Origin of the sequence: Tenacibaculum aiptasiae, assembly GCF_008806755.1 — a bacterium.
Classification (GTDB): Bacteria; Bacteroidota; Bacteroidia; order Flavobacteriales; family Flavobacteriaceae; genus Polaribacter; species Polaribacter aiptasiae.
The window spans coordinates 220-15,275 of sequence record NZ_WAAU01000012.1; the positions used below are offsets into that span (position 1 = coordinate 220).

Here is a 15,056-nt window from a genome sequence, read left to right on the forward strand (position 1 = left end):
GTAATTACTATTTAATGCTAATGTTCCTTGGTTAATAGTATAAGTTCCCACAGTTTCCCCTGAAACTCTTGTTAATGACCCTGTAAATGAATCGCTTCCTACTAAACTTCCATTTGTAATTCTATAAGTCAATATTGGATCCGAGTCTCCATATAATTTTGACTTAGTATCTGCTGTTACTTCTATTGTCTTTTTACCAATAGTAAAATCAGTTCTTACATTACCTGTATAATCTGCATTGGTCCCTTTTACAGATGCTATTACTGTATAATCTCCAGCATTTGTTGGTGCGGTTGTACTACTTGCATATGTAGTTCCATTTCGACCTTCATATGTTATATCTATATCTCCTGCTGAAAGTGCTGGGCTTAAACTTACATTTGGAGTTACAGTATAACTTTTTGGTGCCCCATCATACTCTAAATTTGTAGGTGCATTAAAAGCAATATCTGTTCCTGTAATAGCTGTTTTATTAATAATAGAAAGTTTTCCTGGAACAAATTGAATAGTATAATTTCCTGTTCTTCCTTGTCCGTTAAAAATACCACCTCCAAAAGCTTGCGATGTATAAACACATGTTCCTCCACTACATGCTGGAAAACCAGATCCAAAAAGGTCCGTTGGATTAGGATTAGGAAGAGCTGTAGCATCTATTGTAATAGCATAATCACCAACAGTAGTACCTGAAGCTCTTATTAATGGAACAAAAATTAATTCTCCTGGTGCAATTTGTCCTTTTGTAATCTTATAAGTTAAAGTTGGCTCCGCGTCTCCTACTTGAATTGTAATATCGTCTGCCGTAATTTCTAGTATTGTTGGTGTTACATTAAATGTTACATTAGCTATTCTTGTATTATAAGTTGTTTGATTGTCGGGTGTAAATTGACAATAAATTGTATTAGCTCCAAGAGTTGTTACTGCAGAGACTCCAGAAGTAATTTCATTTAGTAAAGATGCGTCAAAATAATACTTAAAGCTTCCTAGTACATCTGCTGTTGCATTCAATTGGGTTCCATCTAGTACTGATGCCACTTCAACATCAGCTGGTGTACCCCAAGTGATTATAGGATTAACTTTATTCACTGTAAGGGTAATATCTTTACTAGCAGCTACATAATTTGGTTCTGATACTGTTACTCTTATTGTTTCTGTTCCTGAAGTACTTCCAATAGAAAGCACTTCATTATTTGTTCCGCTTAAACTTGTTCCAGTATTTGAAGTTAACAATTGATAATTAACAGCTACTCCAGGAGCAGAAGAAACACTTAAAGTTACATCTGACTGTAAAAGAGTTACTACAAAGTCAGTAAATCCAGATAAATCTGCAACTCCATTACCTATATTCAATTGAAAATCAAAAGTAGCAGTATTAAAATTAGAAGTCCCCGCTAATGTAGCTCGTATTGTTTCTGTTCCTAGTGTTCCCAACGCTAATATTTCTCCAGAAATAGTACTACTGGTATTGAATCCTGTAGTTGCAAGGTTATTGGTATTTGTTGGATCTACAAATTGATACGTTACCGATCCTCCTTTATAATTAGTTGCACTTGGTGCCAAGGTAATGTCTGGGCTTCCAAATGTTGTACTTATATCAGCAATCGTAAATGATGGATTGGTTTTATTAATCGTAATTATAGCATCTTTGGTTGCTGCTTCAAAATTCTCGTCTTGAGTGATTGAAGCTCTAACCGTTACAGTACCTGCATTACCTGCTGTAAACTCATTCCCATTTAACGCAGATGCGGTCGTATCTCCAATTAATGCATATGTTACTGAACTAGTAGAATTTGTAGTAGCCGACAAAGTACTGACACTCAAATGATCAACTATTTGATTATTAAAATTAATCGTTGGTATCAATCGATCTTTAACTATTATAAAAGCTCCTTCACTTGGAGTGACAGTATTTGCTAAAATCTCTTGATAACCTGTACCATCCGTTTTAATCTTATAAATTGTTCCAAAATTGTTTGTGCCACCGGTAGTCGTGCTTCCAAAAAGAGTTCCTCCATCAATTGTTAAAGAAGAAAAAGGTAATCTAGCACCTCCACTAAAAGGCCAATCATGCAATGTAGTATAATTAGTTCCGTTATCATTAATTCTAAAAAGAACACCAGCACTATTGGCACCTCCTTCTCTCCAAACACCAAAAAGTTGATTTCCAACAGTTGTTAAAGTACTTAATGATTCTCCTCCACTAAAGCCAAAACGATGTACTAAGCTATAGCCTGTACCTGCTTGTGTTATAGTTGTTGGATCTATGGTAAATATTCCTCCTCCATTAGAGCTTGCTGTTCCCCATAATTTGTTATTTGCTAATGTTAACTTAACCCTTGGTTGTCCTGGCGATCCACTACTTGGAAATAAGTAAACCTCTGTATACCCTGTTCCATCTGAATTGATGCTATAAACACCTCCTGCAAAGGTGTGTCCTCCAAATTGTGTTACTCCCCAAAGTTTTCCGTTTGCTTCAGTAAGTCCTCCAATAGGTGCAGCTAACTCTGAAAGTGTAAAATCTGTAAAAGAAAAACCTCGTACCACGGTAAAATTGGTTCCATCTGTATTGATGGAAAAAATACTTCCACCTGCTGACCCACTACCTGACCCTGGTCCTCCAGTAGACAATACTCCCCAGATTTTACCATTACTAAAAGTTAAAAAACCTGAAGGATCGCTTCCTTCTGTTGTAGCATTGAAATCATGAACTTTGGTAAAACCAGTACCATCAGTATTTAAATTAAAAATAGTTCCTTTACCATTAGCTCCTCCTGCATTGGTTACTCCCCATAATTTACCGCTTGCTTGGAGTAATTCTCCTTTACCATCAGAACCAGTTGCTATAGCATTTGCTGTAAAATCTACCAATGTTGATATGGTACTTTCATTTACAACTTTATATACTCCATTTGCATTGATACTTATTATTTCCGAAGGTGCAGAAACAGAAAAGAAAATGTCTTTAGTTGCTTCATTAAAATTTGCATCAGCTGCAACCGTAGCACGTACAGTTACCGTTCCTGCATTTCCAGGTGTTAAAATCTCATTATTAGTTCCAGAAAGTACATTACCATTTGCACTTCCAACAAAACTATAAGAAATAGTTCCAGTTGAATTGGATGTTGCTCCTAATGTAACAGCACTACTTCCAAAAGGAACTGTTTGATTATTAAATGTAATCGTTGGATTGGCTTTATTAATTGTAATTGTGGCTTGCGCTGTTCCTGAGTTAAAATTAGCTGCAGCTTCTTGATCTACACGTACTAAAACTGTACCTACGTTACCTGCTATCATTATATTATTACCTGTTCCAGATAATGCATTTCCTCCAGTAGATGTACCTCCTGGTATAATAGTATAGCTTCTTGCTCCAGGAGAAAGTGATGATGTAAGATTATTTAAATCAAATGCAGCAGCTCCAAAAGTAACACTAAAGTCATTAAATGTTAAATTTGAAGGTGTGTTCACATTTTGTCTTGAAAAACTATATCCGGTTTGTTCATAAAATAAAGAGCCATTACAATCGGTATAAGAATAAATGGTAAAATAATACGTAGTTGCAGCACTTAATCCAGTAATACGAATATCTGGATTTGTGGATGTTCCTGCATAAATTATTTGTTCTCCACCAGTATAATTAGTATTCGAGACTGGTAACGTATTACTTCCATCTATTGGTGCTGAAAATGTATTAACAGTATTCATTTTTACTACATATCCTGTTACACCTGCAGCAGGTGAAAAAGATTTGAAATCCATAAAAGAATTTCCTACTTCAAAAAAAACAGCATTACTTGCAACGTTTTGTACAGCACCACAAGTTGTAGCATTTGCTTTTACCCCAGTAGCTTCAAAATAAAAATTACTTCCACATGGATTGTATGCATACGATTTAAAAAAGTATTGTGTACCTCCATTAGAATTTGTCAAATTACTTACAGTTACAGCGGGATTTACATCGCTACCTCTATAAATTACTTGTTGTCCTGTTCCTGAATATACAGTATTTGCTGTAGGTAATGCTCCTGGTATTGGAGGTGTAAAAGAATCTACAGTATTTATTAAGATTACTTGTCCTATAGCTCCACCTGCTCCTGAAGTAGAGTTTACTCTCATAGAACTATGACTTATCTGGTCTATAGATAAAGCTGAAGGCACCACTGTTGGTGCACCATTACAAATAGCTTGTGTCCTAGTAGTTCCTATATTTTCGAAAAAGCTTCCTCCTAAACAAGTATTGTAGGCATATATTTTTACAAAGAAGTTTGCTCCAGCCGTAACTCCGGTTCCATTAATAGTTATGTTAGGGTTAATGGAAGTACCTGCATATACTACTTGTTCTCCTACTCCTGCGTTATATGTCGTACTTGCGCTTGTTAAATCTGCATCTGTTGGAGCAGTAAAACTATTGTTTGTATTCACTTTTATTACATATCCATTTGCACCTCCATTTGGAGCTGTAAAAGATGTAATACCGAAACTATCTATGGTATTATTTACCGTAGCAATATTCGAAACTTGATTAGGTGTAATTAAAGCTGGATCACAAGCAAATGTAGCTCCACTCACAGTAACCCCATTACCAAAACTAAAATTCCCATTACATTCATTTGCAGTAGTGACTCTAAAATAATATGTAACGTTAGGCGCTAAACCAGTAATAGATAGATTTCCTGGCACTGTTGGCACTTCAAAACCTGTTGCCAACCTATTAGGTTTTGGAGAAGCATAAATAACCTGTTGTCCTGATCCAGAATAAACGGTTGATGGTGTAGTATCAGTGAGTTTATCAAACTGTGGACTTGGTAATGGAGTAAATGTTGGACTATCGCTAATCTCTATCACGTACCCTCCTGTAATACCGTTTACTGCTGAAAAAGCATCAAATTGCAAACTATCTCCTCCTGTAGTTGTAACATTTAAGCCTGTAACATCTGCTGGAGTTGTACAAGTTGGAAAATCTTCGCTTTGTAATGTTAAAGAGTAACTTACTGGTGTTACTGAAACAGTAGTAATTTTTAACACCATATAATTATCTGCTGACCCCAAACCTCCATTAGACATTATATACCAACCAGCCCGAGCAGATGGATAACCAACTCCATTATAAAAATTAGCTGTAGCTTGACTTAGTAATGAAGGCGTACGAAATGATGTATTTACAACACCATTATAACCACCAGTTCTTGTTTCATATTCAACCTTAATTGTAGCGGGATCATAGCCACTACTAATGAAAAGTTCTATGATATTTTGTGGATCAAACCCAGGAAGTTTAGATACATTCCAATAATCTGGATCTGTATTTGTTACTGTTCCTGAAATAGTAGTTGGACCATTCCAAACGCGTTGTGTACCAGTTTGATTTGCTTCATTATTTGGTTCTACTTCTGTTTGTGCAAAAACAGAGGATACCATCATAAAGTATAAAAGCAACACATAATATATGCTTTTATTTACGAGGTTTTTGTAATTCTGTTCCATAAGGGATTCATTAAAATTATAACTTCTATTTGTATTGTATTTTTTGTAAAGGCAACCTATAAATTACCCTATTAACTACTGTTCAAAACTACCCGATAAACAATCAAAAACAGTGTTTTTTACCTATACAAAACCCTATACAAAAACACACAAAAAACAATCTAACCAACTAAAAAACAAGTACTTAAATGCAATGTGAAAAAATCTACAATTTAAATATTCTTTACAGTTGTAATTTTTTGGCGTAAATGATAACAATCTGCAAAAACACTATTTAATGAGGTTTCAAAAACATTTACTATTGGAGTAGTATTTAAATCTAATTTTCCTTAAGCAATCAAATATTTTCATTTTATGAAATGAATATTTTGCTATTAAATTGATCTAAAAAGTAGAAAGGAAACTTGATTAAATTTTTCTTTGAAAACTATACAAGCTTTTTTTAATAAGTATTTTTTTTAGCTGTTATATCATGTAAATTTTTAATTCACTTATTAGCTCTGAAAAAATATTTTACGCTCATTAACTAGACGACAAGTTTTTGACGACTTAATTAAGCGTAATTTCTTAATGAAAAAAATAAATTTTTATTTATATATTTTTTTTATTAGGAAATTATGCAAGATTGTTAACCATAATTCACTTTAAAATTATAGCCAATAATATATAATGGTTTGATTTATTATAAGTATTTCTGTACTATTTCTTGCTTTTGGTTTTCTTTTTTAAAATACATTCTACATTTTATAAAAGCGCATAGTTAAGTATAGCTATTAATACTTTTATTTTACACTCAACTATATTTGAAAGTATATCATTTTTTTTTTGAGAAAATCAATATTTAACCAAAAGCTATTATTTAAAACAATAAACAATAGTTACTATTTAAAAATGTACACAGTTTACAGCAAAAATATACGTTTGCATTGTTAAACTATTAAAACAAACTATACAATTTACTATACAAAAACTAACCAATTAGCTTAAATACTCTATAATAGAAACTTCTTTAGGAGCAGTTATCTTTTTACGTAATCTATATCTACTCATAAAAATTGTGTCTAAAGAAACACCTAACATATTTGCTATTTCAGAATTATCTAAACCTAGTTTTTCAAGAGATACTAATCGTTCTTCTGCTTTAGTTAATTTGTAACCTTTATTCTTTATATCTATGAAGAAGTTAGGATATACACTGGTAAACTTTTTCTTGAATGTATACCAATCTTCTTTGGTTAAAATTTTTGTTGCTATTAAATCTTGAATAGAAGACACTGCTTCTTTTTCTGTTACTTTTTCTTTTAACTCTGCTAGCTGTGATTTTAACTCATCCTGTTCTTTACGTTTTTGAAGTAATTGATGTGTAAACTCAGTGAGTTCTTCTTTATTTTTTTCTATTTTTTCTTGTAATTGTTTTCTTTTTTGTTTCCCTTTCCACAAAATTCCAAATCCTATTAAAATTAGTGAAAACAGAATTGCTATTAATGTATTTCTCTTCTCCGCTGCAATTTTTTTCTCTGCTTCTAACTGTTGTATTTCACTTTCTTGTTTTAAAATCTCTTTTTCTTTTTGTGCCGTTTCAAATCTTGTTTGATGAAAAGCCAATGCATTGGTTAGCGATAATTTGTTTATAGAATCTTTTAAAGTTATATAATTATTTTTATGTATCAATGCTTCTTTTTCTTTCCCAAATTCCTCATACACAGTTCCTAATAATTTTTCTACATTTAATAAATTATTATTTTTTTTGGAGTTCTTTTCAGCAAATTCTTTAGCATTTTTCAATAAACTTAAAGCTTCCTTTATTTTTCCTTTTTTTAATAAATAATTAGCTTTATACAGTTTAAACGACTCTATAAGTTTTACATGCTTGTTCTTCTCTTCAAATTGTAAAACTGAATCATATATTTTATCAGCAGCATTTAAATCATTTTGTTCTGTTTTTAAACGTAATTCCACGTTTTTTATAGTTATTTTATCATAACTCTTCATCGAAATATCATTTATATACTTTTCATAATATTTTGCTGAATCTAAATACTCTTCAGCTAATTTTAATTTTTTATCATCTATTTTCTTATTTGCTAAAGACAGATAAAAAAAAGTCAAATTTGAAAATGATTTATATGCTTTACTTTTATCAACTAATTTCAAAAGCCTCTTATTTGCAAGATCAGAAAGTCCGTTTCTTCTATAAATTAAATCTAGCTCTTTATTCACCAAAAACATATAATAGTGATCTTTCAATGTTTCATAGAGTGTTACTGCTTTTTCTAATTCGTCAATTGCTTTAATAAAATTTCCTGTGTTAGAATATGCTTGACCAGTGAAAAAATATGCATCTGCAGCAAAAATAGAATCTTTAGATATCAAAAATAGATTTGCTGATTTTTGATAATCTTTTATGGCTTTCTTATAGTTTAGTTCTGAAAAATTTACTCCTCCTCTTTTTAACAAAAGATGTGCTTCTGAGTTTACTTTTTTAAAATATGGTTTGTAGGTCAACATAGAGTCTATTAAACTCATTGCTTCTTTGTTTTCTCCCTTAATTAAATGCTGTTGAATTAAGAATCTTGATTTGGAAGCCATTAAATCATATTCTTTTAATTCCTTAGCTAAAGTCATATAATCTTTAAGTCTTGGAATTAATTCTTCATGGTTCTTCTTAGTCATCTCTCTAGTTAGTTTACCTAAACTTTCAAGCTTTTCATTTTTATTAATAGTAATTTTAACAATTTGTTCCAGGGAATCAATCTTACTTTGCCCTTGAATACTTGCAATTAAAACCATATTAAACAACAACACAAAAAAAGATAACTTACTCATATACATTACAATATATTAAAAAAAAGGATTATACTCTATATATTGTACAGTAATCATCTATTGAACCCTATTCATTTTTTCATTTTTTTTTTAGATTTGTCAAACAATAATTTTGTCAATGTCTGAACAACAAAAATCTGTTTGTGAAGAAAAGAATTTCGATTCTTTATTTAACACCTACTACGAAACTGCCACAAAGTACATTTATTACAAATGTGGTAATTTACAGCAGGCAGAAGACATTGTACAAGATGCTTTTGTAAAAATTTGGAAAAAATGTGCAGAAGTAATTTATGAAACAGCAAGAGCTTTTTTATACACCATTTGCAATAATGCTTTACGCAATGAGTTTGCTCATAAAAAAGTAGTTTTACGTCATGAAGCAATACCTAAAAGCGATAAAGATCATGAAAGTCCCGATTTTATTTTAGAAACTGAAGAGTTTAGAAATAAACTGGAAAACGCTATTTCAAACTTATCAGATAAGGAAAGAGAAGTTTTTTTATTGAGTCGAATTGAAAAGAAAACCTATAAAGAAATTGCTGAAATTACCAATATTACAGTGAAAGCTGTTGAAAGAAGAATGAGTAATGCTTTTATTAATTTAAGAAAAACTTTAGGAAAAGATTTAAAATTTTAATAGGGTAATTAAATATATAACGGTACAATAGATAAGAGCACTAAATAAAAGACATGAAAAAATACGAAACAGATAAATCTTTTTTAGCACGTTGGGCTGCAAATGAATTGAGTGAAGATGAACTTGCTGAATTCATGCAAACTGACGCATACAAAGATTTTAATCGTATTAATGAATTTGCTCAACAGTTTAAAGGGCCTAAAATTGACAAAGAAGCTGCTTTGTTAAGTACAAAAGCTAAAATGAAAAGAGGAAAAGTAAAAACGCTCAATAAAAGCTTTTGGTTTTCTGTAGCAGCCTCTATTGCTATTCTTATTTCTGGTTACTTTTTAATAAATTCTACTAAAAACTATGTTACAGGTATTGGAGAGCAATTAGCTATTGTTTTACCTGATGGTAGTGAAGTACAATTAAATGCAAACTCAAGCTTAAAATACAAGCGCTTTTTTTGGACCAACAACCGCCAATTAAACTTAAAAGGAGAAGCATACTTTGAAGTAGAAAAAGGAAGTGATTTTAAAGTAATTACCAATTATGGTAATGTAACTGTATTAGGAACTAAATTCAATGTAAAATCTAGAACTCATGTTTTTGAATTGAACTGTTATGAAGGTAAAGTTAGGTTTCATCAAAAAGACAGCGAAAATCAAAAAATTTTAACTGCTAACGATAAAATTATTATTGAAAAAGAAGTAATTTCTGAACTAAAAACTCAATTTAACAAACCAAACTGGATGGAAGGAATTAGTCTATTTAAAGACCGTCCTTTACAAGATGTTTTAAATGAATTGAGTAGTATGTATAAAATTTCTTTTAAAACTGATAAAATTGATACAACACAACGTTTTTCAGGAAGTTTTACTCATAACAATTTAGAAAATGCGTTAAAAACTACTCTTACTCCAATGGGGATAGTTTACACATTATCAGAAGATAAAACAATTGTATCTTTACAATAATTAATTTTTTTCCCTTAAAATGATTAAAAAATCAATACTAACTATAGTATTTTTATTTCTCGTTAATTATACTTTTTCTCAAGAAAAGTTTGATGTTTCTTACAAACAAACTTCTCTTCAACAAGTTATTGCCGATTTAGAAGCTAAAACAACTTTCATTTTTTCATATTCTAAAGAAGTAATTCATAAAAAGGAAATTACGTTTACTAAAGAAAAAGTAACTATTAAAAATATTCTTCCTGAATTAACACAACAAACAGGTTTACTTTTTGAAGTCCTTAGCAATAAGCAAATCATTATTAGTAAACCTAGAAGAATATGTGGTTACGTTATTGATGCTAACACTAACGAAGCTTTAGCGTATACCAATGTAATTATAAACAGTAAACTATATACTACCACTGATGAAAGTGGTTTTTTTAGTTTTGAAAACCCTCAGAAAAATTCGGAAAAAATTTCACTTACTTTATTAGGTTACCAAAACAAAGAAGTTACTTTAAGTACTAATGATGATTGTAAAACACTACACCTTCATCCGCAATCTTCTCAACTTGATGAAGTTGTCGTTTTAGGATATATTACTTCTGGTATTGATAGAAACAAAGACGGTTCTATTTCTGTAGACTCAAAGAAGTTAGGAATTCTTCCAGGATTAGTAAGTCCAGATATTTCACAAAGTATTCAATTAATACCTGGTATCTCTACTTTAGATGAATCTGCTACTGGAATACAAATTAGAGGAGGTTCTCCTGATCAAAATCTAATTTTATATGATGATATAAAGTTATACAATACAGGGTATTTCTATGGAATGTTTTCACTTTTTAATCCTTTTGCTACCGAAAAAGCAACCATTTTTAGATCGGGAACAAGTGCCAGTTATGGTGATAGAATATCTGGAATTATAGATATTTCAAGCGGTACTGATATTCCTAAAAAAACTGAAGGAGGTTTTGAAATTGACGGCTTATCTGTTAACGGATATGTAAAAACTGCTCTTTCCGATAAGTTAGCTGTATATGCTTTTGCTAGAAGATCTTATAACGACATTGTAAAAACTCCAACTTACAATAGTTATGAAGATAAAATCTTTACCAATTTTGGTGTTGTAAAAGATATAAACGGTACTCCTTTAGTTCTGGAAACTGATGATGACTATAGCCCTGAAACCAGCACAAATGATTTTTCTTTTGCCGACTTCAATTCTAAAATAATTTATAAGCCTAATGAAAAAAACACTATTTCTTTAAGTGGTTTATATACTAGAAATCGTTTGGATTTTAACTTTACTGGAGGTAATGAAAAGCTCATAGATTCACTTAAAACTCAAAATAAAGGCTTAAGTTTTAATTGGACACATATTTCTAATGAAAAACAAAAAGAAAAGCTTACAGCTTACTATTCTGAATACAATTCATTGTATCAAAATAACGAAATCAAAGATGAAACTGGTAACGGTATTTTAGACTTAGCTGAGATTAATATTCGTAAAAATGATATCATCGATTTTGGCTTAAACTTCACTTCTACAACTCAAATAAAAGATTTTCAACAACTAACTTTAGGTTATCAACTCTCTTATACTGATCTAAATGTATTGATAAGCAAGGAAAATCCTGTAGAAAATAAATTAGAACAATCAATACAAGACGATACCAACTTAAAAAATGCTTTATTTGGAGAATATACTTTTAGTTTTAAAAATAAAGGATTTGTAAATGGTGGACTTAGATTTGTACACTACAGTTCTTTAAATAAATTCTTAGTCGAACCACGGATTAATTTAGAATATCCTATAACTAGTAGTTTACGATTTAAAACCGCTCTAGAAAAAAGAAATCAGCCTATTTCTCAATTGGTTGAGTTTAACCATACAGAACTTCGTTTAGAAAATGAATTATGGCGATTATCTGACGGGGAGCAGTTTCCTTTATTAAGTAGTAATCAAATATCGGGTGGATTATTATATCATCATAAGAATTTAAACATCGATATTGATACTTATTATAAAGAACTAGATGGTTTAACTACGTTTACTAGTGGATTTAGTAATCCGTTAGAAAATCTTGAAAAAGGTGAAAGTAATATTAAAGGTTTAGATCTTCTTTTAAAATATAAGTGGGATCATTATAAAATATGGGCTGGTTATACTTTTAATGATATTACTTTTAAGTTTCCTAACCTAAAAGATACTTCTGATAATTTCCCTGGAAATAACGACATAACACATCATTTTAGAATCTCTAATACCCTACAGCTTAAAAACTGGCAGTTTTCTCTTGGATGGCAGTTTAGATCAGGAAAACCTATTACACCTGTAAACAGCTATGTTATAAAAATAGATGCCGATGGTGAACCTGCTGGTGTTGTTAATTTTGGTGCTATAAATAGTGAGCGCTTGCCTGATTTTCATCGTTTAGATGCTTCAATTTTACATGATTTTAGTATCAATACTAGAAATAAGAAATTAAAAGCTCAATTAGGTATTTCCTTCTTAAATATATACAATAGAGTTAAGCCTTTAAACCTAATTTACAAAGCTGAACGTAAACCTTTAGACGATGGTGGTATTGCTGTTGAAGGAACTACAGGTAGTACTCCAGAGGAATTAGAGGTTATTTTAGAACAAGTTATTCAACGATTCTCTTTAGGTTTTACTCCTAATGCCGTTTTTAGAATTTACTTTTAATTTTTACGACTATATACAAACACAAAAGCTTAGAATAGAATTCTAAGCTTTTTTATTTTCTAAAAGTTTTGTTTCTTTAACAAGAGCAGCAATTATCTGATGCTGTAGTTTCTTTAAAAGAAGCATCTACTCTATTGTCAATAGCACTTTTTAATTGTTGAAATGCCTTTTGAATTGTTGAAAATGGCGAAGCTATATTCATTCTCATAAATTGTGTATGTCCTTTTTCAAACCAATCACCTGGAGTTAAAGCTAGTTTTGCTTGATTTACAACTAAATGTTTCAATGCTTTATCTGACAACTTCAACTTGCTAAAATCTAACCAAATTTGATAAGTTCCTTCTGGTTTGTATAGAGTAACTTCAGGCAATTCTTTTTGAATATAACTTTCTACCCAATTTAATGTTTTCTCTAAATAAACTAATAAATCATTTAACCACTCCTCTCCTTCTTTATAAGCTGCAATAGTAGCGTGTGCTGAGAGGATATTTCCATGATCTAAATACAACGATGCTACACTTGCTTTTACCTGTTCTTTAAAATTCTCATTAGGAATATATAAATAACCATTAGAAATACTTTGCATTCCAAATGTTTTGGCTGGAGATCCTATAACTGCGATATGTTTTTCACTCTTTTCTACAGATGCAATACTATTAAACTGGGAATTTGAATACACAATATCTGAATGGATTTCATCACTAATAATAGTTACATTATGTTCATTTGCAAGGTTTACCAAATTTTGTAATTCTTCCTTAGTCCATACTCTTCCCACTGGATTATGCGGATTACAAAGTATAAATGATTTTACATTTAGCGTTTTAAACTTGCGTTCAAGGTCTTCAAAATCCATTTCATAACGCCCGTTTACAAGTTTTAATTTGTTCTGAATTACTTTTCTAGCTGCCGATTCTATTAGCTTAAAAAATTGATGGTATACAGGTGTTTGAACCATAATACTATCGCCCTTTTCAGATAATTCTCTAATTAGAACTCCAATTCCCGTTAGTACACCAGAAACTTGTACAAATGATTTTGGATGTAACTTCAGGTTATTGCGTTTAAGATTCCAATCTGAAATAGCTTTAAAAACTTCTCCTGTATTGAATTCGTATGCATATACATTTCTATTCATTAATTTTTTCAAAGCTTCTTGGATGGGTTTTGCTACTTCAAAATCCATATCTGCTATCCATAAAGGCATAACACCTGTTGCTCCAAACATTGCTTTTAAATAACTTGAATTACTCTTTGCAAAGTTATTTTCTACTGTGTGTACTGTATCAAATTGATTCATTCATTTTTATTTTTTATACTTTGCTAAACGTATTAATCAAAAATGATGCGTTTAATTAGAGTTAATATTTATACTATTAAGTTCTTAAAAATATAAAAACTATTGCTTATTATGAACTCCAACAACAATACGTTCAACTATTTGTTTTGCAGTAGTTAATGTTGATAAATCTTTAAATAATTCTCCTGTTTGACCAGAATGATGACCACGTCCTATTAGCTTCATCAAATAATACTGTTCCTTATTAAAGTTTAAAAGAGTTTCAAATACTATTGATGGTTGCCCCAACTGCCCTGTACCACTATGATATGTTTTATCGTTTGGAAAATCAAACTCAGAATAAAACTCATTATCATCAAAAGCTACATTCAATTCTATTTTTAGTTTTAAACTAGAAAACTTGTTTATTGAAGTTATTAATTTAAAATTATCGGTAATTGTTTCTCCAGTTATTGCATCTGGAAATGTGTCATTACTCGAAGGAACGTACATACCATCGGAATACTGAACTCCTCTTTTATGAGACCAAACTGGTAATGCATTCACCCTTCTATAGTTTCCTACTACATCCTTAGTTTCATCAAAACTTTTAAAATTATCTTTACTTCTTCCTCCAAAGAAAAGCCCTTTAGCTGTTGCTTTAGAAACAAATAAAGTTTCTAAATAATTGCCATTTTTATCTTCTAACCATATTGCCATTTGCGGATGCCAATAATGCTTTGATTTTAATAAATCAATAGATAATTTAACATCTCTATCCATATTCATTTCAATGATTTCATACTCAGACAAATTCATTTCTTGTTGTGATGTTGCCTTTTGCTTTGCACCAAAATCCATCATAGAACTAAAAGGAAACATTTGAAAGTATGCTGTTAATACAAAAATGAAAGAAACAATAGACACTACTAAAAACACTCTTCCTTTACTATACATTTTAAGTGAACGAAAGTTGTTTTTTAAATGAAATATCGCACCAATTGTAAATAACAATCCAAATCCTGTATGTAATGTTGCTACTACTCTAGAATACGCATTGAAATATGATAAAACACCTGTAATTAATAATACAATAAAGCTTAGCCCAATTGATAAACTGATGATTTTTCTAAAAGTCATGAAAATTGATATGGAAATTAATAAATAAAGAACCTTCTCTTA

7 protein-coding genes are annotated in these 15,056 nt (G+C 30.6%); 3 read left to right on the plus strand and 4 right to left on the minus strand.

What is annotated here, in order from left to right:
* Both F7018_RS07835 and F7018_RS07840 read right to left on the minus strand, forming a co-directional pair.
* On the minus strand, nucleotides 1–5,481 hold a 5,481-nt coding region (locus F7018_RS07835; protein ID WP_175578688.1), incomplete at its 3' end, for a choice-of-anchor tandem repeat GloVer-containing protein.
* Nucleotides 5,482–6,459: 978 nt separating this feature from the next.
* Nucleotides 6,460–8,307 (minus strand): tetratricopeptide repeat protein, encoded by a 1,848-nt coding sequence (locus tag F7018_RS07840; RefSeq protein ID WP_150899491.1) that lies wholly within the window; start codon nucleotides 8,305–8,307, stop codon nucleotides 6,460–6,462.
* A gap of 118 nt (nucleotides 8,308–8,425) precedes the next feature.
* On the opposite strand from F7018_RS07840, the gene F7018_RS07845 reads away from it, so the two are divergent.
* Genes F7018_RS07845 through F7018_RS07855 form a run of 3 tightly spaced genes read left to right on the plus strand, consistent with a single transcriptional unit; the run spans nucleotide 8,426 to nucleotide 12,595 of the window.
* On the plus strand, nucleotides 8,426–8,947 hold the full coding sequence (locus tag F7018_RS07845) for an RNA polymerase sigma factor (RefSeq protein WP_150899492.1): 522 nt from the start codon (nucleotides 8,426–8,428) through the stop codon (nucleotides 8,945–8,947).
* Between the two features lie 53 nt (nucleotides 8,948–9,000).
* Nucleotides 9,001–9,906 (plus strand): FecR family protein, encoded by a 906-nt coding sequence (locus F7018_RS07850; protein WP_150899493.1) that lies wholly within the window; start codon nucleotides 9,001–9,003, stop codon nucleotides 9,904–9,906.
* Between the two features lie 19 nt (nucleotides 9,907–9,925).
* Nucleotides 9,926–12,595: a TonB-dependent receptor gene (locus F7018_RS07855; RefSeq protein WP_150899494.1), complete on the plus strand. Its 2,670-nt coding sequence runs from the start codon at nucleotides 9,926–9,928 to the stop codon at nucleotides 12,593–12,595.
* A 76-nt stretch (nucleotides 12,596–12,671) separates the two neighbouring features.
* Here the strand turns inward: F7018_RS07855 and F7018_RS07860 are convergent, their stop codons facing one another.
* Nucleotides 12,672–13,895: a MalY/PatB family protein gene (locus F7018_RS07860; RefSeq protein WP_150899495.1), complete on the minus strand. Its 1,224-nt coding sequence runs from the start codon at nucleotides 13,893–13,895 to the stop codon at nucleotides 12,672–12,674.
* 99 nt (nucleotides 13,896–13,994) lie between these two features.
* Nucleotides 13,995–15,014, minus strand: coding sequence for a hypothetical protein (locus tag F7018_RS07865; protein ID WP_150899496.1), 1,020 nt, complete (start codon nucleotides 15,012–15,014; stop codon nucleotides 13,995–13,997).
* Nucleotides 15,015–15,056 lie beyond the last annotated feature (42 nt).